Below are 24,805 nucleotides of genomic sequence, written 5' to 3'. Positions count from 1 at the left end.
AAATGAGGGCACCCCAATACAGGAGGCTGCCTCATGACTACCAAAGAACAACGTCTTCACGAATGGATTGCGCGCATCGCGGATTATAGGAACAGTGGCCTTACGATGTCGGCATGGTGTACATCCAATCACTTCACCAAAGAAAAACTGAGATATTGGCTCCGTAAAACGAAAGCAGCTTCTTCCACAGCCGCACTAACTCCGCCTACTCACTGGGTACCGCTTGCGGTTGCTGATCAAACCGAATCTCCAAACTCAGCACCTTCACTTGTTGTTTGCGTCGGACAAGCCAGTATTGAGCTTCGAACAGGCTTCGACGCTCGACTCCTTCGTGAAATCGTGCAGGCATTGGAAGCGCTATGCTAACGCTATCTAACACTCAGCGTGTTTATCTCGCTTGTGGATCGACGGATTTGCGCAAGTCTATCGATGGGTTGGCCGCAATCGTTCAAGAAGGCTTTGGACTTGACCCATTCTCCACCTGCTTATTCGTGTTCTGTAACCGCGAGCGCAACAAACTCAAAATTTTGTACTGGGAGCACAACGGCTTCTGGCTGTTCTATCGTCGCCTTGAACGCGGGACGTTCCAGTGGCCAATCGGCAGCGGTGATCCGGTGGCAGTCTCTAACCGCGAGCTTCGCTGGCTGCTAGACGGACTTGCGCTAAGCCAACGGCAAGCTCACTCTCAAGTCACGGCTAGCACGGTGATCTAACGCAATCGTTTGCCATTTCGCCATACCTAACGGCAGGAATAGGAGGCTTTTCAGCGAAAATCTAAGGTATGGATACTCAATCGAATTCCCCACTTACAATAGAAGATCTGGAACAGAAACGTCAGCAGCGATCTCGTACATTGCCCAAAAGTTTACTTGGACAAGCAATTACCTACAGCTTGAATCAATGGGACAAGCTGATCGCCTTCTTACAAGACGGACGACTGGAGATCGACAACAATCGCAGCGAACGGGCGATCAAGCCGTTTGTCATCGGGCGAAAGAACTGGCTGTTCGCCAACACACCTCGCGGAGCGAAGGCCAGCGCAATCATCTACAGCGTGATCGAAACGGCAAAGGAGAACGGACTAAACCCGTTTAAGTACTTGATGCACCTGTTGGAGCAACTCCCGCAGCTTCCCGATCCGAAAGATCCAGAAGCACTGGACAATCTGCTTCCATGGTCGTCAACGATTCCATTGACCTGCCGAGTATTCAAATCTTAATAACAGCTTATCTGAGCCCTCATATTCGTTACAAGGGTGGGGGCTATTTGACGCTTACGAATCCGCTAGATATATTAATTGCAGATGATAATAAAACGATGCATGGTGTAACTCCTGTGCAAGTAGATAAAAATGGCGAGCAAGGGTATCGCGATGTTCTTGTTGTTGCATTTACAAAAGAGCAATGACCTATAAGTGTAAAGGGTAATGTGCTAGTTTGAGGGGAGAAAAACAATTGCCAAACAGCGAAGTTATACGTAAGCCCAAAAGTCGTTTTCATATAAACAACTTTCCTTGGGCAGCAGATATTATTTTACTACTAGTGGCTTTAGCCTGGGGATCAAGTTATATCACCGCCAAAACGGTTTTGAATAATTACGAGCCATTTATGTTTTTATTTTACCGTTTCTTACTGACTGTTCTCATTATGCTGCCTTTTACATGGAGGAATTTAAAGAAGGCTTCCTCGGAAACATGGATAACCGGTGTGATATTCGGCTTATTTTTGTTTTCCATTTTTTCTTTTGAAACATGGGGAATTCATTACACCTCAGCCTCAAATTCAGCTTTTATTATAAGTCTGACTCTTATATTAACACCTATATTGGATTGGATTGTGAACAAGAAGTTTACGGGTTTCACTTTCTTTATGGCGGTTGGTTTGTCTATTATTGGAACGGGGCTCTTAACCTTCAAGGACACCATTTTATTTAATATAGGAGATTCTCTAATTCTTGGAGCTGCACTTCTAAGAGCCACACAGATGACCTTCACCAAAAAAATGACAGAGGGGAAAGTTCTGGACAGCAGCGCATTAACGGTTATTCAATTGGGTGTAGTTGCTGTATTATCTGGAGTATTCAGTCTTTCCGCTGAAGGGACATCCTTATTTCACATCCACCAATCCTTGGAATTTTGGTTGCTTACGTTGTATTTAGCTTTGTTTTGTACGATTTTTGCTTTCTTTGCCCAGATGGTGTTCATTCGAAGAACGTCGCCTACACGAGTTGGTTTGCTGATGGGAATGGAGCCTGTGTTTGGTGCATTCTTTGCAACATTAATAGGAGGCGAAATTCTCACGTCGATAAACTGGCTTGGCGGAATATGCATAGTAGGAGCAACGTTCTGGGGACGTTATTTGCTAGACCGTAGACTTAAATACTCAACACCCTGAAAGAACGACTTTGAAAATATTGCTGAATATTAGCAAAGGGGATCATCTAAACGTAATATCTGACAGCACGATACAAACGTCTGCAACCGTCCCAAGGACGGCGAAGCCGTTTTTCTTAAAGCTGTGATCACGCATAATCCGAGCCTTAATGACGATATCCCTTCGACTCAGGACCGACTTGTTCAATTTATTCTTCAACTGAGCGAAGGGGATACCGCCATAAAGACACCTTTTGGTTAGGCATATACTTACATGATGTACACGCATTGTCTCGTTAATGTAGGGAGTGGAGAGCTCTAGGTAACGTAACTGTTGTCCTTCGGTATGGCGATTCGATCGAAATTCTGTGCCAGGCGGGCAAGTCCTTGCAGCAGCTGATTCCCAAACATGGGTACACCGTGCCCGGTTATGGCAGCTTGTGGCTTAAGTGCTTCTAGCTTCTTGACGGAATTCCATGCATCCTGCCAATCGAACATGAAGTAAGCGGGAGGACCGTTCTGGATTCTTATTTGGTATGGCTACGTCAGCAGCGAGCGATCTCGTACATTGCCCAAAAGTTTACTTGGACAAGCAATTACCTACAGCTTGAATCAATGGGACAAGCTGATCGCCTTCTTACAAGACGGACGACTGGAGATCGACAACATTCGCAGCGAACGGGCGATCAAGCCGTTTGTCATCGGGCGAAAGAACTGGCTGTTCGCCAACACACCTCGCGGAGCGAAGGCCAGCGTAATCATCTACAGCGTGATCGAAACGGCAAAGGAGAACGGACTAAACCCGTTTAAGTACTTGATGCACCTGTTCGAGCAACTCCCGCAGCTTCCCGATCCGAAAGATCTAGAAGCACTGGACAATCTGCTTCCATGGTCGTCAACGATTCCATTGACCTGCCGAGTATTCAAATCTTAATAACAGCTTATCTGAGCCCTCATATTCGTTACAAGGTGGGGGCTATTTGACGCTTACGTTGAAAGTGAAATGAAGGGCCTGGTCGCTCCCCATGCGGGAGCGTGGATTGAAATCTCTCGATGCCTTTCTTTTCTCGTTTTCTGCATTTGTCGCTCCCACGCGGAGCGGTGGATTGAATTAAGTGGCTAAGGTACATCCAAACATGCTGTGAGAAAATCCTGCGGGTTTTCCGGCAATTTCAATGTATAAAATGGCAGTACTCCCACGTTAATATAAGCTAGACTTCAAGCATGCACCGGTTACCGACTTCATCACTCACGGTTGATAAAGAGGGAAGCCTGCGTAAGAGCAGGAATTCTAGTCAAAAAAGGCCGTTGAAGGTGAAATGCCTGCGTAAATGCAGGAATATGAGGCGGAAAGTGCTGGATAGGAGCAAATGCGGCGAAATTCCTGCACTTTGGCAGGCATTCTGTCTTGAGCAGGCTGAAAGGAGACAAAAACTGTATTCTCGCAGGAATGTTCAAGGCTTCCAGTCCGGTGCCGGATTCAGAATCGTGCCCCGCACGAATGCCGTAGGCAAGGGGCTCAAACTAAATTTTACTCCCGTCATGCTCGCCGCTGAATGATAGTTATTTTTTGGTCAGAGGTGGCAGTGCTGCTGGCTTGTGAACAACTGTAATGGATTTGCTATAGATGAGCAGGACGGTAGGGTTGGGAATCGGTAATATTCTATTTTTATTTTTTTCAATAGGTCTTAAAAACTAATAATATACTCTTATTTAGCCGATATATAATAAGTTGCTAGCAATTATTTGCTATGTCTTGTTATGAGAATGTGCCCGTTTTATCTCCACAGAACCCGCCGTTGAGTCCAACATGAGAAGGAGAACTACATCTATGAAAAACGTAAAACGAAATTTAAGTTGTTTCCTGATTTTGGTTATGCTCTGTTTGTCTTTATCAAACGCCGCCTTCGCGGCAACGATTGACCGTAATTCAGCCCATGTCATCAATAATGTGCTGGCCTCTACAAGCGACAGCTATGTGATGACGAATGTAGGACTGCCGGACGGCAAGACGGGGGTTCTCTACTCTGTTTCTACCGACAATTGGGCAACCAGCGCGAATACGACGTACTTTTACAAAGTATTGGACTATTCCGGCACTGTTCTCTCCGATACGAACCTTAGCACGATCCTGGGAGCGCGGGCGTATAATGTCAGTCTTTTCAACGTTTATGCCTTGGATAACGGGAAGGCGGCTATTACGTGGGAAGGAACCAGCAACGGCTGCGACAATAACACGGGCAACTTGTTTCAGTTTATGATTCTCGATTCGGATGGAAGTCTTGTCAAAGGTCCGACGAATATCAGCACCCAAACGGCTTCTTACAACTGCTACACCGGAGGCGCGAAGCTTTCGGACGGCAACATCGCTTTTATTTGGCAGCATGCGGGCGACGATTATTTAATGCGTATATTCGATGCGCAAGGTAATGCGGTAACCTCTCCGGTGTCCATTGATAAAACAGGAACAAGAGAAGGCTTGTCCGGTTACGGTTCTTCATATTCACACTCGGTTGCGGCGAACAACAACGGAACCTTTTTGATTACGTATCATGCCTACAACAGCAACAACTATTACGCCGTTATCTACAACAATGATGGCACGCAAAAAACGATCAACGGCTACAACCACTTCATTTTTGCACCCAAATATACCAATTCGGCTTATTCTTCCAATATCTCTCTGTCCAATGGCAATTACGCTGTCATGTTTAAAGATGCGGCAGGCGAACTGAAGCTCAGAATTATTGCAGACGATGGAGCGGCCGCAGGAAGCGACTTCTCGATCAACGGTGTGGGCAGCGACTACCTGATGGGAATGGTTCCCATGATGGAAGGCGGCTTCATCCTTTACAAAGTGTCGGACGATTACAGGTTATCGGGCCAGATTATCGGCAATGACGGCTCGTTGGTACAAGATTGGACGCTGCTTGATTCTGATCCTTTTACGGAATTTGTGACTTATTCTTATTTCCTCTTCTCCGGGTATAATTCTGGCTTCGGCTTGTATAATGACGCGACGAACAAACTGTATTTGACCGGTATGTCCGGAGGAGTGCCAGGCCCTGTGGCTCCTGCAGCCGTTTCGGGGGCCGCAACCGGCGTAACCGCAACCGCTGCTCAGTTGAACGGAACTGTCAACGATAACGGGGCGGATACAACGGTCAGCTTCGAATATGGAACATCAGCGAGCTACGGAAGCACGATTGCAGCAACTGTTGGCGCAACGATCACTGCGGGCTCAGGGAGCACAGCTTCCTCGGCAGAGCTTGCCAATTTATCGCCGGGCACGATCTATCATTTCAGGGTGGTAGCTGTTAATAGCGCAGGGACAAGCTATGGCAGCGACCAGACTTTTACTACAAATGCGCTGCCGGCTCCGGCTATTCAAGCGCATCCAAGCAACACGTCTATTGTAGAGGGAGGCAACACAACCTTTTCGATTAGCGCATCCAATGCTTCATCCTATCAATGGCAAGTTGATACGGGTATGGGTTATATGAATATTAGCAATGATTCGGTGTACAGCGGGGCTACCACGGCGACATTAACGATTACAGGCGCTACAGCAGCTATGAACGGCTACATGTATCGGGCGGTTGCAACTGGCAGTACATCACCTGCGGCCGCATCAAATGGCGCAGCCTTGACGGTCAACGCGCTGACTCACGCTTCCACGCCAAGCATCAGCGGAGAACCAGCCGATGTTACCGCTAATCAAGGAGAGAGCGGTGTTACGCTGAGCGTAACGGCAGCAGCAAGCGGCAGCGGAACACTGAGCTACCAGTGGTATAGCAATTCGACGAACAGCAACACGGGCGGCGATTCGATTAACGGAGCGATGAGCGCAACATATGAGCCGTCAACGTCAGCGGTTGGAACAACTTACTATTATGTTGTCATCACGAATACCGACAACAGCATGACGGGTAACAAAACAGCAACAGCAACGAGCAGCGCGGCAAAAGTAACGGTTAATGCGCTGACTCATGCTACCACGCCAAGCATCAGCGGAGAGCCAGTCGATGCTACCGCTAATCAAGGAGAGAGCGGCGTTACGCTAAGCGTAACGGCAACAGCAAGCGGCAGCGGAACGCTGAGCTACCAGTGGTATAGCAATTCGACGAACAGCAACACGGGCGGCGATTCGATTAACGGAGCGACGAGCGCTACGTATGAGCCGTCAACGTCAGCGGTTGGTACAACATACTATTATGTTGTCATCACGAACACGGACAACAGCATGACGGGTAACAAAACAGCAACAGCAACGAGCAGCGCGGCAAAAGTAACGGTTAATGCGCTGACTCATGCTACTACGCCAAGCATCAGCGGAGAACCAGCGGATGTGACCGCTAATCACGGAGAGAGCGGCGTTACGCTGAGCGTAACGGCAGCAGCAAGCGGAAGCGGTACGCTGAGCTACCAATGGTATAGCAATTCGACGAACAGCAACACGGGCGGCGATTCGATTAACGGAGCGACGAGCGCAACATATGAGCCGTCAACGTCAGCGGTTGGTACAACATACTATTATGTTGTCATCACGAATACCGACAACAGCATGACGGGTAACAAAACAGCAACAGCAACGAGCAGTGCGGCAAAAGTAACGGTTAATGCGTTGACTCATGCTACCACGCCAAGCATCAGCGGAGAACCAGTCGATGTTACTGCTGATCAAGGAGAGAGCGGCGTTACGCTGAGCGTAACGGCAGCAGCAAGCGGCAGCGGCACGCTGAGCTACCAATGGTATAGCAATTCGACGAACAGCAACACTGGCGGCGATTCGATCAACGGAGCGACGAGCGCAACATATGAGCCGTCAACGTCAGCGGTTGGCACGACATACTATTATGTTGTCATCACGAACACGGACAACAACGCGACAGGCAACAAGACAGCAACATCAACAAGCAGCGCGGCAAAAGTAACGGTTAATGCGCTGACTCATGCTACCACGCCAAGCATCAGCGGAGAACCAGCCGATGTGACCGCTAATCACGGAGAGAGCGGCGTTACGCTGAGCGTAACGGCAGCAGCAAGCGGCAGCGGCACGCTGAGCTACCAATGGTATAGCAATTCGACGAACAGCAACACGGGCGGCGATTCGATTAACGGAGCGACGAGCGCCACGTATGAGCCGTCAACGTCAGCGGTAGGCACGACATACTATTATGTTGTCATCACGAATACCGACAACAGCATGACGGGTAACAAAACAGCAACAGCAACGAGCAGCGCGGCAAAAGTAACGGTGAATGCGTTGACTCATGCTACCACGCCAAGCATCAGCGGAGAACCAGCCGATGTGACCGCTAATCAAGGAGAGAGCGGCGTTACGCTAAGTGTAACGGCAACAGCAAGCGGCAGCGGCACGCTGAGCTACCAGTGGTACAGCAATTCGACGAACAGCAACACGGGCGGCGATTCGATTAACGGAGCGACGAGCGCCACGTATGAGCCGTCAACGTCAGCGGTTGGAACAACGTACTATTACGTTGTCATCACAAACACGGACAACAACGCAACAGGCAGCAAGACAGCAACAGTAACGAGCAGTGCGGCAAAAGTAACGGTTAATGCGCTGACTCATGCTTCCACGCCGAGCATTAGCACGGGATTGACGGATCGGACAGCGAATACAGGAGATACTGTTACGCTAAGTGTAACGGCAACAGCAAGCGGCAGCGGCACGCTGAGCTACCAGTGGTACAGCAATTCGACGAACAGCAACACTGGCGGCGATTCGATTAACGGAGCGACGAGCGCCACGTATGAGCCATCAAGCTCAGCGGTTGGAACAACTTACTATTATGTTGTCATCACGAACACGAACAACAACGCAACAGGCAGCAAGACAGCAACAGCAACGAGCAGTGCGGCAAAAGTAACGGTTAATGCGCTGACTCATGCTTCCACGCCGAGCATTAGCACGGGATTGACGGATCGGACAGCGAATACAGGAGATACTGTTACGCTAAGCGTAACGGCAGCAGCAAGCGGCAGCGGTACGCTGAGCTACCAATGGTATAGCAACACAACGAACAGTAACACGGGCGGCACGTTGATTAACGGAGCGACGAGCGCTACGTATGCACCGCCAACCTCAACGGCAGGCACGACATACTATTACGTTGTCATCACGAACACGGACAATAACGCAACAGGCAGCAAGACAGCAACAGTAACGAGCAGCGTGTCAAAAGTGACCGTAAATGCAACAACCTACACACCACCGACACAGCCGTCGACACCAGATGTAAGTACACCGCCGCAGTCCAATGGAGTGGATGTGCTGGTCAATGGCAAAAAAGAAAATGCAGGCACGGCCACAACAAGCACGAGTAACAATCGTTCAGTAACAACCGTTGCGGTCGATCAGAAGAAGCTGGATTCGAAGCTCGAAGCCGAAGGGCCGAAAGCGGTCATTACGATCCCGTTGAATACCAAAACCGATATCACAATCGGTGAGTTGAACGGTCAAATAATCAGCAACATGGAACAAAAACAGGCAGTCGTAGAAATCAAGACAGAACAAGCGACCTATATGCTGCCTGCACAGCAGATTGATATCAAGACGATCTCTTCTCAGCTTGGAGAATCTGTTGCGCTTGAAGATATTAAGATTCAGATTGAAATAGCTGCTCCGAATGAAGAGCAGGTAAAAGTGATCGAGAGCTCGGCGGCAAAAGGCCAATTTGCCATTGTTGCGCCTTCGGTTGATTTTACAGTAAGAGGCGTTTACAAGGACAATGTTATTGAAGTGTCCAAATTCAATCTTTATGTAGAGCGATTGATTGCAATACCGGACGGAGTGGATGCGGACAAAATCACAACAGGTATTGTCGTAGATCAGGACGGCACCGTACGCCATGTACCGACCAAAGTCATCATCATAGATGGCAAGCATTACGCAAAAATCAGCAGTTTGACAAACAGCCTGTATTCCGTTGTCTGGCATCCGCTGGAATTCAGTGATGTAGCCAACCATTGGGCGAAAAAAGCAGTCAACAATATGGGATCGCGAATGGTAATAGAGGGTACTGGCAATGGCGTATTTAGCCCGAATCGTGATATTACCCGCGCTGAATTCACTGCAATCGTCGTTCGAGGATTGGGACTTAAACCGGAAGAGGCGGCAGCGCCTTATTCGGACGTGCAATCAACAGATTGGTACAGCAGCGCAGTTCAAACAGCGTATGCCTACGATCTGATTAGCGGCTTCGAGGACGGGACGTTCCGTCCAAGCGACAAAATTACACGGGAGCAGGCGATGGTCATTATCGACAGAGCGATGAAGCTCACCGGCTTGAAAGACAAGCTTCCAGAGCAAGCGGCGGAGCAACTGCTGCGTTCGTATGCGGATCGTGCGGAAGTGTCTGTCTGGGCCGTAAGCAGTCTTGTCGATAGTGTTACAGCAGGCATCATAACGGGAAGAAGCGAATCCGTGCTTGCCCCGAAAGCGTATATCACAAGAGCCGAGGTCGCTGCAATTATCGAGCGATTGCTCCAAAAATCCGAGCTGATATAAAAGCAGTTCAAAACATAAAGGGGTTGTTCCGATTTTTCGGGGCAGCCCCTTTATTACTCGCGGTTGATAGAGAGGGAAGCCTGCGTAAGAGCAGGAATTCTAGTCAAAAAAGGCCGTTGAAGGCGGAATGCCTGCGTAAATGCAGGAATATGAGGCGGAAAGAGTTGGATAGGAGCAAATACGGCGAGATTCCTGCACTTTGGCAGGCATTCGGTCTGGACACTACCCGGAACGAGACAAAACCTGCAGTTTCGCAGGAATGCTCAAGGTTTCCAGTCCCGTACCGGATTCAGAATTGTGCCCCGCGCGAATGCCCTAGGCAAAGGGGCTCAAACAAATAATAGTTATGACTTGGTCAGAGGAGGCAGTGCTGCTCGCTTATGAACAACTGTAATGGATTTGCTATAGATGAGCAGGATATACAGCATATCAAGCGCAAATATGAGAACATACATAATCATTAGTAGAATGGATTGCGGATAGAACGAATAGCAGAGGATGGAGGCACAAAGTGTGCCTATCATTTTGAAATAAGCGATAGCTAGTGATTGGCCTTGCAGCTCTTTGATCAGCAGCATTCGTATGAAGAGCAGGGACATCATCAAATTGATGCCGAAGGCGGAGTAAACACCCATTGTATCGTTAAACTCAACGCTCATTCCATAATGCAGCAGTAAAGCGATGAGCAGCAAGGTCGAGACGGCAGCATAAAGTGTGCGCTTCGGATAGAGGCCTTTGGAATAGGCGAGGAATTGGAGCAGTATGATGCAGTCCAGCAAAAACCATATCAAGGTTACGAGCTGCTGAAGAGGATGAAAGGGCAGGCAAAAGGTGAACAGAAACTCCCATGTAATGTTGGCGCATATGGCCGCCAGGGGCATTCCACAAACACGATCCCGGAACCCTTTATAAATGATGAGAATATAGACGATAGTCCAGAACAAGGCTACCCCAAATAGCAGTAGATACTGTACTTTTAGCGGCAGAAGATGCTCCATATGGCGGCAATCGCATCCTTTCAGAAAATGGTCACCCTTCAAAAACATATATTGAAGCCTGTCTATGTATATGAAACAAGCCATCCATGTAGACCATACGGAGTCAACCTTCTGGTTGCGAGGCTCGCCGGGGCGCTGTCAGTCACTTCGGGAGCACGCCTCGATGGCAGGGATAAGGTCAGGATCTCTTCTACATTAAGGCTCATGTAGAACTAAGGATTGAAATACTTATTCTGTTCGTGTTACTTTGGAACAAGCAGAATAATTGGCTAACAATTACATCGCCGCCTGCATTAATCATTCATGATCATCAAATCATAGTCAGGATGTGGAACAGTGAGTACGAATGAACATGGTGGCAACAGTTTAACGTATGAGATACGGATTACTGCGAAGCCGGAGCGGGTATGGGCTGCAGTAGCTACCTCGGAAGGGTCCAAGGCGACTTTGTTCGGGTGCAGCATGGAGTCAACCTTCGAGCCGGGTGCTCGGATTGAATTTCGCGGTCAGGGCCCGGATGGAGACAACACCTTGCATGTCTATGGATTTGTGCGGCATTATGAGCCGTATGTTGAATTTTCCTATGAGCAGCATCCTGCCCCGGCTTACAATGAGAATCACGAAACCGTACGCTGCAATATGACCTTCAAGCTGATCCCTGATGGCGATGCCACTCGTTTGGTATTGACCTGTGCCTGGTCCCCGGGCAACCCCGGTTATGAGCATGCGAAGGCAGAATATCCTGCTTCGTCCTATGTAGATGCTATCAAGAGCTTTGCTGAGCTTTGCTGAGCTTTGCTGAGGTCATCCTGAGCATATACGATGCATTCATAAAGTATTCCGTCACTGCTTCGGGTGTGGAATACTTTTTTTATACGCACAATTTACAGGCTGAAGACTTGACTCTCCTCTTGGGGGAGGCTTTAGATTGGATGGAGAAGGAGGTGAATCCCCATGCTGCACACGGTGAAAGAGGTATCGTCCATTTCCAATGTCACGATCAAAACGCTTCATCATTATCACAGGATCGGTCTTCTACTGCCCTGTGAGATCAGCGAATCCGGGTACCGGTTGTATGGGACGAAAGAACTTGAGCGGCTGCAGCAGATTCTGTTCTACAGAGAATTGGATTTCCCGCTAGAGACAATTAAAGAGCTGCTGGAGGGGCAACCGGAACGAAAATCTATTCTACTGCAGCAAGAGAAGCTTCTGCTGAATCGTCAGCAAAGGCTGGAAACGATCCTTCAAACGTTGAGGACATCTATTCATTATTCGGAGAGAGGTGTAGCAATGGAGAATCAGGACATGTTTAAAGGACTGGAGAGCGAAGCGGCATGGAAAGAAGCGATGAGCGGTCAGAATGAGTATTTGAAGCAGACGTATGAGGTGGATTTGCTTGATGAGGCCTCGATTGATGTTGGAGCGATGAATGAACAGGCAGTAGAAGCGGGCGCCTTCATGAAGGATATGGCAAATGCGTTGAGTACAGGGATAAAACATAATGATGCGCAAATAAAAGAACTGATCAGCAGCCATATCAGCTTTCTTAATGGGTACGGGCATGGGATATCTGCTGCGGATTTCGCAGCTCAGACTCGTTTTTTTCTCCAGGATGACTTTCATCTTCGGATGCTCGAAGACCAGCAAACGGGCCTGGCCTATTATGTTGCAGCCGCCGCGGATGCTTTTGTATCGGATAATTAACGAAAGAGGGCGGGCTCGAACTAGAGTTTGTGCATGATCCTCGCCAGTGGGCGAAGGAATTTCGTTAGTAAACGAAGGAGGCTTCGTTAGTAAACGAGGGGAGCTTCATCGGTAAGCGAAGGAAGGAAGCTTCGTCAGTAAGCGAGGGAAGCCTGCGTAAGCGCAGGAATTTCGGCCAAAAGAAGCTTTAGATGGGAGAATGCCTGCGAAAGTGCAGGAATATGCAGAGGAATTTGGCTAATTCGAGCTAATAAGACGAAATGCCTGCGCTTCAGCAGGCATTTCGTCTTCAGCAGGCCAGAACGGGGAAAAACCTGCCTTTTAGCAGGCATATCCGCCGTTTAGTCGGAGGAGTAGAAGGAGCGCTGCATCACTCCCAAGTAAGAGGACGTACCATCGCAAAAATCTGGTACGCCCTCTGCCTATAAGCAGCTAAATTATGATGGCTATTAACAAGAGGCATCGTTTTTCACCGTTATTTGTGGAGCAGGTCTTTGAAGGCGTTTCGGATGACATCCCCGCGGCTAATGATGCCAACCAATTTGCCATCGCGTTCAACGGGAAGCTTTTTAATCCGCTTCTCCCCAAGAACAGCAGCGACATTCTCTATTTCCTCATTCCACTTCACTTTAATGACCTTTTTATTCGCTAATTCCATGACGTTCAATGCGAGAATATTACGGGCTCTTTCTTCAAACTGATCCTGATCCCCCTTGATGACGCTGACCAGCAAGATGACATCCAGAACAATATCCTTGTGCTTGCCGATAAACTGCATGATATCTCCGTCGCTAATATAGCCGACAATTTCATTACTATTATTCACAACGGGCAGGCCGCTGATGCCGTGATCGATAAATTTGTCCAGAACAGTACGGATTGTATCCTTCTCATGAACATGAATCACATGATCAATCATAATATCCAATGCTTGCATACGATCACTCTCCTCAGCTTGAAGTCGATCTAGATCTATTAAAACATATTATAATTAGGTTGTAAACCTAACTATATGTGCACTATTGATATAAATAGGTTGACAACCTATTTATATAGTGATTAAATCGGAAGTAGGGGCCGGATCTCTGATGTCTGCGACATTTTGGCCTGATTATTGCGATTCATTGGTTCTTTCAGCCTCCTGCCGGATGAGGCGGGAGCTTAAGTTTATTCGATTGCTGGGAGGGCGTACCGAACTATTCGGTCACGCCCTTTCGATTACATTCTAACCGGAATCCTAAACTGAGGTGATAGCAGCTATGGTCAATGAAACCTCCTCCATAGCAAAGGAAATGGCTGAAGCTATGGAGATGTTTTTCAAGATGGATTGGCGGAAGAGAAGAGCGTGCGGCACCAGGCCAAGCGAGCTTCGTGTTCTGTTTTGCATCCAGTCTTTATGCAATCAAGGCCGTCATGAGGTTAGCATTTCCGATATTAGCAAACGATTATGTGTAACCTCGCCGACAGTCACGCAATTGATCAAGCAGTTAATTAAGGCCGGATATGTCCAAAGCTACGATGACGCGAATGATAAACGCATGACTTTACTCCGCCTGACGAGCAGCGGGGAAGCGGTTGTCAAACAAGCTTTGGAACAACATTTGCTGCACATGGGCGGTCTGGTTGACCGATTGGGCGAGGAGCAGAGCGAGGCATTTATTGCTTTGCTTAGGCAAGTGATGCTTTATTTTAGTGAAATTAAGCCTTTGGATGAGGAATAGGATAGATTGAAGGGAACGGGCTTACCGGGAACTTGGGAACTTGGGTACAGGGGTGAATGGCAGTGGTTGATTTATCCGTGATCATACCGATTAATAAGGAGGATAATCTGATCGAGCTCCACCGCAGCATAACGGAGGCGGTACGGCACAAGATCGGGAGCTACGAGATCATACTCGTCAATGATGGCAGCAAGGATCGGACTGCAGGCATTTTGTCTGAGCTGGCGGCGGTTGATAAGTCGGTAAAGGTTATTCAATTCAAAATGAGCTATGGCCTGACGGCTGCCGTCTGGGCGGGTATGCGGAAGTCCGAGGGGAAATTAATTGCGCTTATGGATGCCGATTCGGGGACAGATCCCCGTGATATTTTCAAGTTGATGCCTTATATCGGCAAAGTGGATTTCGTTAATGGGACTCGTGTTGAACGTGAGGGTACGCTGCTCCGAAGGCTGTCTTCTTCACGGATGGGTCATACGCTTCTCAATTGGCTCACAGGAGATAACCGGAATGATACGGGAAGTCCGCTGAAGCTGATGAAGCGGGAAGTGGCCGACAGCTACCATTTGTACAATGGCATGCACCGGTATCTTCCGACGCTGGCTAGTATGAACGGATATCGTGTTATGGAGGTCGTAGTGTCGCGCCGGGAAAGAAAACTTGGCATGATCAAGCTCGGTGTAATGAACCGTGCCCTGGTGTGGCTTATGGATGCGATTGTCATCGAGTGGCTTAAACGAAGGGTCGTCCGGTATCAGATACACGAGTAGATGGGGGCCGCGGGGTGCCTCGGCAGTAGGCGCAACGCGCGCAGTTCCGGGTGCCCGGGCCAGCGGACAAGCGGCGAGTAAGCCCTGAGGCGCAACGTGCGGAGTACCGGGTGCCCGGCCAGCGGACAAGCGGCGAGTAAGCCCTGAGGCGCAACGTGCGGAGTACCGGGTGGTGCCCGGTGCGAAAACAGCAGCTAAGCAATCCTGCATAAGTGCAGGAATTTCGGCTTAATAATGCGTAGGAAGGCGAAATGCCTGCGCAAGAGCAGGAATATCAGGCGTTCTCGTCCCAATGGGTGAAAATACAGCGGAAAACATGCGCATTTGCAGGCATTTCCCCCACAGCGGGCTATAGCTCGGAAAAACATGCACTTTGGCAGGCATTTCCCTCACAGTAGACTATTGCAAGAAAAAGCATGCATTTATGCAGGAATGCTCACCCTTCTGTCGTTCACCATTCGTTCGAGCATCCATTCAGCATCCATTCTCCAAACCTAGCACCGCCTCCCAACTCCCGCAGAGCGCGAGGGTGGGGGGCGGTGTGCGTTGGAGGCTCTTGGCTAAATTCCTATCGTTGCTCCTCGTTGAAGCTCATACCGCACGACATGTTTGCCTGACGCGCCTGTCAGTGGGGAGAACAGACCCTTCGAACAGAGTGATTGCAGTGTGCGAACAGCAGCGCGATGACCAATGCCCAGGTGTGTCTGCACATCGATGGGGCGCAGCGATTGAGCGAGACTGCAAGCAAGGCGGATGATTTCCCGTTCGGTAATACGGTGCGGGTGGACAGGAGAGGACTCTGGCTGAAAGCGGCTAAGCACCATGCGCAGCATTGTTGTGCATAACTCAGGACGATGGGCGACATCATCATAAGCGAATGAAATGACTTGGAAACCCATAGCGGTCAAAAAAGTTTCCCGGTTGAGTTCATTGCAATATTTTTGCCTATCCATATCCCGTACATGCGGGCCAAAGCCTTTAATTTCGACGATCAGTTTGACTAGCTGTGTAAGCCAGACAAAATCGCAAAAATATGATTGACCCCGCCAGTCGGGAACTTCGAATTCCGGATGCAAATCATCAAAGTTCCCACGCAGAGGCCACCATATATTGCGGCAAAACAGCTTCTCGGCTTCCCGGTGCCCACGTTCCAGACGCCCCCTCCTTTCCCCCTTCCTCCTCAGCATATGGTGCTGAATATAGGCGTTATGAGCCTCTTCGAAATCCATCGTAAACCCTCCCTCCAAATGACAAAAAAGAACGCCCCGCATCCATTCGCTCAGGAATGAATAAGGACGTTCTTCGTCTAGCATCATTATAATGCGTGCTCGGCCATTAATCCAGTCTGGTTTTTCAAACCCCATTCTCCAATAGCATTAGAAAATGGTAAAATATGAATAGCTGTTCTATATGATGAGGACTCAGAGAAAACTTCATTATAATCGAGTGATGAACTAAACACATGGAATCGAAGAAGAGGAGGAGCAAGCAAGATGGTTATTTCCATTAAACTGCCAAAAGAAGAAAAGGACGCTATCATCAATAGCGTGCAAGCCTATTTTGAAGAAGAGCGGTCAGAGACTATCGGCGCATTGGCAGCAGAGCAATTGATTGATTTTATGATACAGGAGCTCGGGCCGTATGTGTATAACAAGGCGATAGCAGACAGCAGGCAGCTCATAACGGAGAAAACGGCGCAAATCGAAGACGAATTATACTCACTTGAACAACCTGTTGTGCGAGGCAGGCGGAGGTAAGTGCGGGGATGGATTGTGAGGGAATTCTATTACTGAGGATGGGGAGATGAATATGGCAACTGACAAGAGAAAATCAGTGAAAACGGCAAAGAACCTCAAGCAACAGTCCGGTCCTCAACAAGTAGCTGATTTCATGACTAATCTCGAACACCCGCTGAAGCAAGCGATTGAAGAAGTTCTACAAATTATACGAAGCGCTGACGGCCGTATAACGGAGCAGATCAAATGGAATGCTCCAAGCTTCTGTGTGAATTATGAGGACAGGTTTACGCTCAATTTGCCGGGAAAAGGCTTTTTTCGGCTGATTTTTCATTGTGGTGCCAAGGTAAGAGATAACACGGGAGCAGGGCAGCTGTTCGAAGATCCGACGGGATTGTTGGACTGGGCATCAGGGGATAGAGCGATAGTGAAATTCACTGATCTGAACGATGTGACAGCCAAGAAAGACAAGCTGAAGGAAGTAATCAGGATGTGGATAGAAGCGACAGACTTCCAGGCAGGTACGGTCCACGCCGAAGTGTAATAGGGTGTATCGACGGAATATAGGAGGATGGCTTGCTCGGCAAGTGGTGGTACGAAATTGGCTTGCTCGTATACTTGAATCGCATGCAGTTCGGTGTGCTTTGAGCGCTGCATGTTGGCGGCCCGGGCAGCACGTGCTGCTCCTGCATTATGGATTCTGCATTCTGTGCGGTACTTCTCAAGCAGCAGTACTTCTGTAGCCGACCTGCTACTCAAGCTGCTTGAAGGCAATTGATGCCAAAGAGCATCAATTTGGCCGAGAAAGCGCCGTTTTAAGGCAAAAGCCTGCGAAAGTGCATCAATAGAGCCCGGAGACGGCCAATCCTCGACTGAAGTGAGGAAAAAGATGCGCCTTCGCATCAATTCAGCACAAATTAGTTAGTTGGGGTTGAAAAAGATGCGCATTGGCATCCATTTTGCCGAGACCGCCGCATGAAGCGCCACAGCTTCATATCGGGTACTCCTCAAGCTGCGGTACCCGGAATCGCTGAAATGAAGGCAATTGATGCGAAAGAGCATCAATTTGGCCGAGAAAGCGCCGTTTTAAGGCAAAAGCCTGCGAAAGTGCATCAATAGAGCCCGGAGACGGCCAATCCTCGACTGAAGTGAGGAAAAAGATGCGCCTTCGCATCAATTCAGCACAAATTGGTTAGTTGGGGTTGAAAAAGATGCGCATTGGCATCCATTTTGCCGAGACCCATGAAGCGCCACAGCAAGCGTAGCATTCACCATTCAGCACCACCCAGCATCCAACCGTAGCACATAGCTACCCAGCCGTAACACATAGCTATCCAACCGTAGCACATAGCTACCCAATAGTAGCACTCAAAAACATACCCAGCACCATCCCATCATTCTGTCGTCCATGGCTGGAATAGCTTAGCACTTGTTGTTCCCGATGTTGATCTGGAGGGGGCATACAGGTGCTTTTCTATATTGGAGACAGGCCCTTGGGACAGTGGGTGTCCTGCACAATTGAACGCGGAAATGTCGGGTGGGCGGGAGCAGTACCTGTTATTCTTTTGATGAGAGGGAGGTCATGACAATGGATTTGCTCGAAAGATTGAATGAAGCATTAAGCTACGTGGAGGAGAATCTTGCACATGAGATCGACGTGAAGGAAGTGGCGAGGCGGGCTTACTGCTCGGAATACCATTTCAAACGGATGTTCTCCAGCCTCTCCGGCATCCCTCTGTCGGAGTATATCCGGCGCAGGCGGCTTACTCTGGCGGCCTTCGAGCTGACAAGCGGCAGCAGCAGAATTATCGACATCGCTATTAAATACGGCTATAGCTCGCCGGACTCGTTTGCGAGAGCCTTCCAGCTTTTGCACGGCCTGACACCATCGGAAGCGAGGCATAATGGCCAATCACTGAAAGCTTATCCGCGCATGACCTTTCAATTGACCATTAAAGGAGGAAGCGAAATGAACTATCGTATTGAAGAAAAGGAAGCGTTTCGTATTGTCGGCTTTAAGAAACGGGTCACTCTGATCTACCACGGTGTTAATCCGGAAATTACGGCGATGTGGCAAAGCTTGAATCAAGAAATCATCACCAATCTGAAGGGGCTTTCGAATGTCGAGCCGTCTGGCTTGATCAGTGCATCGGTCAATTTCTCGGATAACCGCATGGATGGGGATGGGAAAGGAGAGCTTGATCACTACATCGGCGCGGCAACAACGGAGCCATGCCCTGACCAGTTCACAGCGCTGGAAGTGCCCGCCTTGACATGGGCTGTATTCGAATCGGTCGGCCCTTTTCCCGAGACGCTGCAAAATATTTGGGGCCGCATTTATTCGGAATGGTTCCCATCCTCAAGCTATGAGCTGGTAGAAGGACCGGAAATATTGTGGAACGCGAATAAGGATATGGCATCGCCAACCTTCAGAAGCGAGATCTGGATTCCGGTGCTGAAGAAGGAATCCGCCCTACCGTAAGCCATGCCGCTGCGTTCGCTGCATAACGGCGATGGTGATCTGCACCTGCACCTGCGCCGCGCCCAGATCCGTATCATGCTCCCCCGAATGAGGGACGGGTTAACGGGCAGTCTGCGAATGAAGGAGAGCCGGGGACGAATACGGCTAGCTTGCGCATGAAGTAGCATGATTCCGGAAAATGATGCTCCAGAAAACGCAGAGTCGATTTGGACAGCAATTGGGCATGGCGGTATTGCGCAACGATCCGCTGCACGAACTCATAGAAAGCCTTCACCGTTCCGAGCACTTCGGAGGCGAACTTGATTTCTGAGGGGAAGCCGGGAGGTGTGAATCGCAGATAGCCCTGCATGGCGCGGTTTTTGACCAGGTATGACGAGAATTGAGCGGCGTATTTGTCCGCCTCTGCGCCTAGCGTCCGCTCTACAGGGTCAAGCAGGCCTTGCAGCAGAACGGCATGCCCGAGCTGATCCTCCAGCCACAAATCAAGCAATTGCGTCAGCGTCAGCGGCTTGGCCGGAACGCCCTTCATCAGGAATGCCAGCTGGCGCAAATATTCCCGATTCTCGCTGATCGTACCGTTAAAATAGGACGGGGTCAGATTAAGGTTGACACGATTCCACAGCCGCAGATGCTGCATATGTCCCTCAAGCCTGCAGTAGGCATCGGCTAGCGGGTAGACGTTTCGGGCGAACGCTGTCATCCTCTCTGAATTCGCTGTATCGTCCGGCGGCAGAGAGGAAGCTTGCCTGATTGCCTCGCGGAACCAGCCGATGAATTTCTCCGCTTCATGCCACCATCTCGTCTCCACCGGCGATAGATAATCCCGCAGAAAATGCGCATGGTCTTCCAGCACTTCCAGCCAGAACAGATGCTCCTCCCGAACCGTTATACATCCGTCAGCGGCTTGCTTCATAGATGAATACCCTCCTTGCAGGAAAGAATCGTTTCACCTAGTGTATGATTGCCGGCAACCCAATAGACGGCTTGGGGCGCGAGGATTCAGGATAAGGAAGATGCCTTGATTCCTCTCGCCCATGCGACCAGGGGGTAAAGCAGGGTCAGACATTCAACCGTTAACGCGAAGGTCGGCCAGCTGCTGCTGAAGAAGCTCGCCAGATCCTCCGGATTCCTCGACATGACAAGCGAGAACGCAACGACAATCGCTGCAAGCGGAGCGGTAATCGGCTGATAATATGGCATGGACATCGCTTCGGAGAAGATCAGTGTGCCAACGGCGAAGACTGCGCACAGCTTCACGAAGAATCCCATAAACCATATCGAGACGATCAAGGCGTCCAAATTGTACAGAAAATCTCCGAAATGCACAAAACCGGTCAGCTCAAGCGCCGGATAGATGAGCGTGCCTGCCAGCTTCGGTCCGAAGAACAGGACAATGAGGAAAAATTCGACGATTAGAATGTAAGTCCCCAGCATAGAGCTAATCCATATGACCTTTGATGTTTTTAGTTTGGCGGCGAAGTGCGGGACGATGAAGGCGAGCATGGTCAGTTCCCCATACCAGGGAATGATCGAAAAGGATTGTGCCCACAGTGCCCTCCAGTCATGGACGCGCGCAAACTCATGCCACATCGGCGAATCAAGTGCCGACACAAAGAAAAGCGGCTTCAGCAGGAAGAACAGCCCGATGAATATGAAGCAGCCCTGAGCAAACCTGAACAGGGCCGATATGCCCGACTGGGTTAACGCCACGACCGCTGACATGACCAGAACCGCTACAGCGAGCGGCGGCGTCTGGCGCAAAAAAGAGGGCACGAAGAAATCGGTAAATTCCCGCAATATATAAGCAGACAGGTGGAGGTGAAAAAACGCCGTCAACAGCATGATGCACATATGCACTGGGCCGCCGACAATCTGGCTGCCATATTGGCCAAGATTGGAGTCAGGCCGCCGTAAGGCGAAACGCAGCGATAGCACCGCAGCAGCGGTTCCGGCTACTCCGCCTATCAGGATACACAGCCAGCCGTCAAAGGAAGCTGTTTTCACCAGCGGTCCGATCAAGAAGGCGAGTGTGGTGGAGAAAACAAAAATGAAGGTCATCGCTCCTAGCTGAAGGCCGGTTACAGATCCCTTTTGCTTCACTATGGATTCCCCCTTCCCTCTCAGATTTGCAGCAGCCAGCTTTGAAGGGGGCTGAATACAAGACGAATCGCGTTATTGGGATTAACCCACATGGGTGAATAATGGCAGAGCGTGCCGTAGACGAATGCCAGTCCGGTAACTCCGTATGCCAAGACTTTCTCTCGTCTGCCCGTCTTCAGACGGCGGTGCAAGGCTGCCTGGTAATATCCGATGACCGCGAAGCTGGCGATCAGAATTAGCATGATCCGGTGCCTCCTCTCTGTTTAAGATTTGGTTGACCGGCTTACACCGGTATTGCGCAACCGTATGCGAACGTCAATCTCAGGCTTCATTTTTTCGGTCAAATTACTGCGGGGATGCTTCGACCATTGCTGCCAGAGAGACGGATATTTATATTTAACATACTCGCTCCATTGAAACGCATCCACACGGCGCTTCCGCGCCCGATCGATGGCAGCCTGGGCCTTCTTCAGAAGCTGCTCCTGCAGCGCTTGCTCTATGATCCTCAAATTCGATGGGCGGCCCAGATCAAGGTTCGATTGGATGGACATCAGGTCTGCATCAGCCGTGACAGCGACGCGGATATCAACCTCATCGCCCCGCCTCACCGCCTTTACCTTATGCTTGACATCGATCAATCGCGCGCTGACTAATCCGCCGTCGTCAGGCATCTGTCCCGTAACGAGCAGCTCATTGACATCCGTCGTCAGAAGAAGAACGCCCTCGGTCTCTTCCTCCGTAAACCGGTCTATTACTTTGCCGTTCTTTAATATTGCCGCTCCGCCGATTCCTGACCACGGCACCTTCTTGTTCTCGGTCAGAAGATTATTCATTTTGAGGTTGAGCTCTGGAAGATAGCCATCCCCTAGATTGTTCCAATAAGAATACAGCATATCCCTTATCCGTACTGGCGGGGTTCGCCTCGTATGGGCGGTCTCGCGCCAAATTTCGGTCGGAAACCGTTCGAATATGGGGGCTAGTTTAGAAAGATTTCGAGCGACGCCTTTGTAATAGAATACATTGACCCGCAGCCTGAATTCCGTTGAACGAACCAGAAAGTCGAACAGGGGAGCGAGCCCGGCCCGTGCGTAACGATCCCCGATAATAATAACTGACAATTGTCCCCAGGTGACGTTTCGCGGCAGGTCCCGTTGAAAATCATGAAAGGCCTCCGGGATGTTCCGGCCTGTGCCGGTGACGAGCACGTATGGCTTTTGACCCGCAGTGTTGGACTGCAGTCCAGTGGAAATCCGGTTAGGCAGCAGAAACAATGCGGAAACCTCAGTCGCCCCTTCTTCATTCAGATCGATGATCAGCGTGGAGATGAAAGATCTGTCGTTCAGCTCCTGCTTCGACCAGCAGCCTGACAGCAGCATGCAAGCCAGGCCCAGGGCCAGCAGCATGCGGGCTGCCCGTTTGACGATATGCACCTCATCTTCACCTTCTTTCTTGGTGAACCGTTATTCGCTTCTCCGCATCCATCGGGTCCAAGGAAAACGGCCGGCGGCATCTCTCATCTGCTCAGCTTTGAAAGGGACGAACGGCGATAAGTACGGTGTGCCGAAGGAATCCAGCGACACCAGATGAATCACGATAAGGATGATGCCGATCAGCAGGCCGAGCAGACCAAACATGGCGGAGACACATAGCAGGACAAAGCGCAGAAACCGCACGGTCAGCGTCATGGAGAAATGCGGTACGACGAAGGAGGAAATTCCTGTGAGCGCAACGATAATAAGCATCGGAGCGCTTACGATTCCCGCCTGCACAGCAGCATCTCCGATAACAATCGCTCCAACGATGGAGATCGTCTGGCCGATCACCGTAGGGATGCGCTGGCCTGCCTCCCGCATAAGCTCGAATGAGACCTCCATAATATAAGCCTCCACAATCGCGGGGAATGGAACGATGTCCCGGCTGGATGCGATGGAAATGAGCAAATTGTAGGGCAGCATCTCCGGATGGAATGTCGTTATCGCTACATAAGCGGAGGGCAGAACGAGACTGACAGCGAAAAATAAATAACGAAGAAACCGCACCCAGCTGCTGAAGAAATAGCGCTGGTAATAATCCTCGGAGGATTGCATGAAGGACAGCAGTGTCGCCGGAGCGATCAGATTATTGGGCGTGCCTTCTACGAGAATGGCAACTCGTCCCTCGAACAAGGAGGAGGCGACGAGATCAGGTCTTTCCGTGTTGAGCATCCTCGGGAAAGGGGAGGACAACCGGGAATCCAGCGCTTCTTCCAGGAAGCTGCTGCCCGTTACGCGCTCCGTCCGAATCGCTTGCAGCTTGCCCTTGATCGTGCTGATCAGCTCGGAGCTGCAACGTCCGTTCATGTAGAGCATCATCACAAGCGTGCGTGATTCGCTGCCGATTGTGAAATGCTCCACCGCAAGCTTCTCGCTTTTCATCCGCTGGCGAATGAGCGAGAGGTTCGTCCATATATTCTCCACGAACGATTCTTTTGGTCCGCGGATGCTCTTCTCGTTCTCGGCTTGGCTGACCGCCCGCTGCGATTGTTTCTGGAATGGGAACAGAATTCCCTTCTCCTGCCCAGCTATGCACAACAGCGCCTGCCCGTTCAACAGGCCGTTCAAGGCCATCTCGGGAGATTGCGTAACCGCGTATGTCGTTGGAAAAAAGGATCTGCGTTCGAGTATATCGGATAGACGGTCTTCATTCTCTCCGGGGTACGGCAGCAGCAGTGGCTTCAGTACATGGGTCTGGAGCATCTCAAGATCGATGCCGTCGGACAAATAATAGACCGTGCATATGAATGCACCCTGTTCGAGCGTCTGGGAGACGACGTCCCCGCGCATTTGGAGCCGATCATTCAACCATGTTGTCAGTTCCATGTTGTAATTTCCTTTTTTGGTAGTATCTTTATCGATTGGGGGGAGAAATATTCATGCGAGGGACTTGCAGGCTCGAAACGGTAAGCACGTATCGCCCCGCCGCGTGCCTGGGTCTGAGCGTGGTGCCGCCATTCCGTAAACGTTGGACATTCCTGCGAAAAGGCAGGCTTTTTCGCGTTCCGACCAACTGAAGATGGAATGCCTGCTAAAGTGCAGGAATTTCGCTGCATTTCCTCTCAGTCGGCCCATTTTGCCTCATATTCCTGCTTTATCGCAGGTATTCTGCCGCATACGGCTTTTTTAACCGGAATTCCTGCACTTGCGCAGGCTTCCTTCTCTATCGGCTGGGTCCAGGGTTGACCGCCGACGTGTGACCGAGCACAGCTTGTTGCGATGTCACCGCGCGCTGTGAGGAGCGCGCGATGCGAAAAAGAAAGTCGTGAAGTCTACGAGTAAGCGGGTCAGTGACTGGTGCACGTTTGGAGTCTGGTTTGTGTTAAAGGTCGAACGCGATGGACTTTCAGCAGCTTGGAG

Annotated in this window: 20 protein-coding genes and 2 pseudogenes; 14 read left to right on the top strand and 8 right to left on the bottom strand. The window is 50.0% G+C overall.

From position 1 onward, the window contains the following. Window positions 1–33 precede the first annotated feature (33 nt). From tnpA to K0T92_RS24840, 7 genes and pseudogenes are all read left to right on the top strand, one after another. The gene (tnpA, locus tag K0T92_RS04035; protein ID WP_219871084.1) at window positions 34–366 is read left to right on the top strand and encodes an IS66 family insertion sequence element accessory protein TnpA; all 333 of its coding nucleotides are present in this window, start codon (window positions 34–36) and stop codon (window positions 364–366) included. Beyond that, window positions 360–713, top strand: coding sequence for an IS66 family insertion sequence element accessory protein TnpB (gene tnpB / locus K0T92_RS04030; protein ID WP_219871083.1), 354 nt, complete (start codon window positions 360–362; stop codon window positions 711–713). The genes tnpA and tnpB overlap by 7 nt, the downstream gene beginning before the upstream one ends. Window positions 714–790: 77 nt before the next feature. Next, window positions 791–1,219, top strand: a pseudogene (locus K0T92_RS04025) (IS66 family transposase); the annotation flags it as partial. 47 nt (window positions 1,220–1,266) lie between these two features. Beyond that, complete coding sequence (locus K0T92_RS24845; protein ID WP_246627820.1) at window positions 1,267–1,407, top strand: 2OG-Fe dioxygenase family protein; 141 nt, start codon at window positions 1,267–1,269, stop codon at window positions 1,405–1,407. Window positions 1,408–1,454: 47 nt separating this feature from the next. After that, window positions 1,455–2,393 (top strand): DMT family transporter, encoded by a 939-nt coding sequence (locus K0T92_RS04015; RefSeq protein WP_246627819.1) that lies wholly within the window; start codon window positions 1,455–1,457, stop codon window positions 2,391–2,393. Window positions 2,394–2,933: 540 nt separating this feature from the next. After that, window positions 2,934–3,305 (top strand): annotated as a pseudogene (locus K0T92_RS04010) (IS66 family transposase); the annotation flags it as partial. Window positions 3,306–4,256: 951 nt separating this feature from the next. Continuing rightward, complete coding sequence (locus K0T92_RS24840; RefSeq protein WP_246627818.1) at window positions 4,257–9,905, top strand: S-layer homology domain-containing protein; 5,649 nt, start codon at window positions 4,257–4,259, stop codon at window positions 9,903–9,905. Window positions 9,906–10,249: 344 nt separating this feature from the next. Here the strand turns inward: K0T92_RS24840 and K0T92_RS04000 are convergent, their stop codons facing one another. Further along, entirely contained in the window at window positions 10,250–10,903 is a 654-nt protein-coding gene (locus K0T92_RS04000; protein ID WP_219871081.1) for a transmembrane-type terpene cyclase, read from the bottom strand. A gap of 336 nt (window positions 10,904–11,239) precedes the next feature. Between K0T92_RS04000 and K0T92_RS03995 the strand changes: the two genes are divergently transcribed. Then, window positions 11,240–11,695, top strand: a complete 456-nt coding sequence (locus K0T92_RS03995) for an SRPBCC domain-containing protein (RefSeq protein WP_219871080.1) — start codon at window positions 11,240–11,242, stop codon at window positions 11,693–11,695. A gap of 162 nt (window positions 11,696–11,857) precedes the next feature. Further along, window positions 11,858–12,607 (top strand): MerR family transcriptional regulator, encoded by a 750-nt coding sequence (locus K0T92_RS03990; protein ID WP_219871079.1) that lies wholly within the window; start codon window positions 11,858–11,860, stop codon window positions 12,605–12,607. A 475-nt stretch (window positions 12,608–13,082) separates the two neighbouring features. Here K0T92_RS03990 and K0T92_RS03985 read toward each other — a convergent pair whose 3' ends face one another. Further along, window positions 13,083–13,544: a CBS domain-containing protein gene (locus K0T92_RS03985; RefSeq protein ID WP_219871078.1), complete on the bottom strand. Its 462-nt coding sequence runs from the start codon at window positions 13,542–13,544 to the stop codon at window positions 13,083–13,085. A 322-nt stretch (window positions 13,545–13,866) separates the two neighbouring features. On the opposite strand from K0T92_RS03985, the gene K0T92_RS03980 reads away from it, so the two are divergent. Together K0T92_RS03980 and K0T92_RS03975 are read left to right on the top strand one after the other, a co-directional pair. Further along, on the top strand, window positions 13,867–14,328 hold the full coding sequence (locus K0T92_RS03980; RefSeq protein ID WP_219871077.1) for a MarR family winged helix-turn-helix transcriptional regulator: 462 nt from the start codon (window positions 13,867–13,869) through the stop codon (window positions 14,326–14,328). 62 nt (window positions 14,329–14,390) lie between these two features. Further along, a complete protein-coding gene (locus K0T92_RS03975) occupies window positions 14,391–15,095 on the top strand; it encodes a glycosyltransferase family 2 protein (protein ID WP_219871076.1) in 705 nt (234 codons plus the stop codon). 560 nt (window positions 15,096–15,655) lie between these two features. Here the strand turns inward: K0T92_RS03975 and K0T92_RS03970 are convergent. Next, window positions 15,656–16,324: a DUF559 domain-containing protein gene (locus K0T92_RS03970; protein ID WP_219871208.1), complete on the bottom strand. Its 669-nt coding sequence runs from the start codon at window positions 16,322–16,324 to the stop codon at window positions 15,656–15,658. 264 nt (window positions 16,325–16,588) lie between these two features. Between K0T92_RS03970 and K0T92_RS03965 the strand changes: the two genes are divergently transcribed. The 3 genes from K0T92_RS03965 to K0T92_RS03955 all read left to right on the top strand — a co-directional run bounded on the left by K0T92_RS03965 (window position 16,589) and on the right by K0T92_RS03955 (window position 19,313). Then, window positions 16,589–16,852, top strand: coding sequence for a DUF2164 domain-containing protein (locus K0T92_RS03965; protein ID WP_219871075.1), 264 nt, complete (start codon window positions 16,589–16,591; stop codon window positions 16,850–16,852). Between the two features lie 76 nt (window positions 16,853–16,928). Then, window positions 16,929–17,375: a DUF1801 domain-containing protein gene (locus tag K0T92_RS03960; protein WP_343223619.1), complete on the top strand. Its 447-nt coding sequence runs from the start codon at window positions 16,929–16,931 to the stop codon at window positions 17,373–17,375. A 1,044-nt stretch (window positions 17,376–18,419) separates the two neighbouring features. Further along, entirely contained in the window at window positions 18,420–19,313 is an 894-nt protein-coding gene (locus tag K0T92_RS03955) for an AraC family transcriptional regulator (RefSeq protein WP_219871074.1), read from the top strand. A gap of 73 nt (window positions 19,314–19,386) precedes the next feature. On the opposite strand, the gene K0T92_RS03950 is transcribed toward K0T92_RS03955, so the two are convergent. From K0T92_RS03950 to K0T92_RS03930, 5 genes are all read right to left on the bottom strand, one after another. Further along, window positions 19,387–20,226 (bottom strand): DUF2935 domain-containing protein, encoded by an 840-nt coding sequence (locus K0T92_RS03950; RefSeq protein WP_219871073.1) that lies wholly within the window; start codon window positions 20,224–20,226, stop codon window positions 19,387–19,389. A gap of 86 nt (window positions 20,227–20,312) precedes the next feature. Continuing rightward, window positions 20,313–21,413 carry a GerAB/ArcD/ProY family transporter gene (locus tag K0T92_RS03945; protein WP_219871072.1) on the bottom strand — a complete coding sequence of 367 codons (1,101 nt, stop codon included), beginning with the start codon at window positions 21,411–21,413 and terminating at the stop codon, window positions 20,313–20,315. Between the two features lie 20 nt (window positions 21,414–21,433). After that, window positions 21,434–21,655: a hypothetical protein gene (locus K0T92_RS03940; RefSeq protein ID WP_219871071.1), complete on the bottom strand. Its 222-nt coding sequence runs from the start codon at window positions 21,653–21,655 to the stop codon at window positions 21,434–21,436. A 21-nt stretch (window positions 21,656–21,676) separates the two neighbouring features. Continuing rightward, a complete protein-coding gene (locus K0T92_RS03935) occupies window positions 21,677–22,843 on the bottom strand; it encodes a Ger(x)C family spore germination protein (protein ID WP_219871070.1) in 1,167 nt (388 codons plus the stop codon). Between the two features lie 30 nt (window positions 22,844–22,873). Beyond that, a complete protein-coding gene (locus K0T92_RS03930) occupies window positions 22,874–24,271 on the bottom strand; it encodes a spore germination protein (RefSeq protein ID WP_219871069.1) in 1,398 nt (465 codons plus the stop codon). Window positions 24,272–24,805 lie beyond the last annotated feature (534 nt).

The sequence above is a fragment of the Paenibacillus oenotherae genome, from assembly GCF_019443105.1.
Lineage (GTDB): Bacteria > Bacillota > Bacilli > Paenibacillales > Paenibacillaceae > Paenibacillus_Z > Paenibacillus_Z oenotherae.
Note: the sequence above shows the minus strand (reverse complement) of the source record. Positions and strands in the feature narration are given on the sequence as shown.

Coding starts and splice junctions, on each gene's coding strand:
- K0T92_RS03990 (WP_219871079.1), top strand. CDS start 11,858: ATGCTGCACACGGTGAAAGAGGTATCGTCCATTTCCAATGTCACGATC.
- K0T92_RS03940 (WP_219871071.1), bottom strand. CDS start 21,655: ATGCTAATTCTGATCGCCAGCTTCGCGGTCATCGGATATTACCAGGCA.
- K0T92_RS03985 (WP_219871078.1), bottom strand. CDS start 13,544: ATGCAAGCATTGGATATTATGATTGATCATGTGATTCATGTTCATGAG.
- K0T92_RS03970 (WP_219871208.1), bottom strand. CDS start 16,324: ATGGATTTCGAAGAGGCTCATAACGCCTATATTCAGCACCATATGCTG.
- K0T92_RS03930 (WP_219871069.1), bottom strand. CDS start 24,271: ATGGAACTGACAACATGGTTGAATGATCGGCTCCAAATGCGCGGGGAC.
- K0T92_RS03955 (WP_219871074.1), top strand. CDS start 18,420: ATGGATTTGCTCGAAAGATTGAATGAAGCATTAAGCTACGTGGAGGAG.
- K0T92_RS03980 (WP_219871077.1), top strand. CDS start 13,867: ATGGTCAATGAAACCTCCTCCATAGCAAAGGAAATGGCTGAAGCTATG.
- K0T92_RS04000 (WP_219871081.1), bottom strand. CDS start 10,903: ATGGAGCATCTTCTGCCGCTAAAAGTACAGTATCTACTGCTATTTGGG.
- tnpB (WP_219871083.1), top strand. CDS start 360: ATGCTAACGCTATCTAACACTCAGCGTGTTTATCTCGCTTGTGGATCG.
- K0T92_RS03950 (WP_219871073.1), bottom strand. CDS start 20,226: ATGAAGCAAGCCGCTGACGGATGTATAACGGTTCGGGAGGAGCATCTG.
- tnpA (WP_219871084.1), top strand. CDS start 34: ATGACTACCAAAGAACAACGTCTTCACGAATGGATTGCGCGCATCGCG.
- K0T92_RS03965 (WP_219871075.1), top strand. CDS start 16,589: ATGGTTATTTCCATTAAACTGCCAAAAGAAGAAAAGGACGCTATCATC.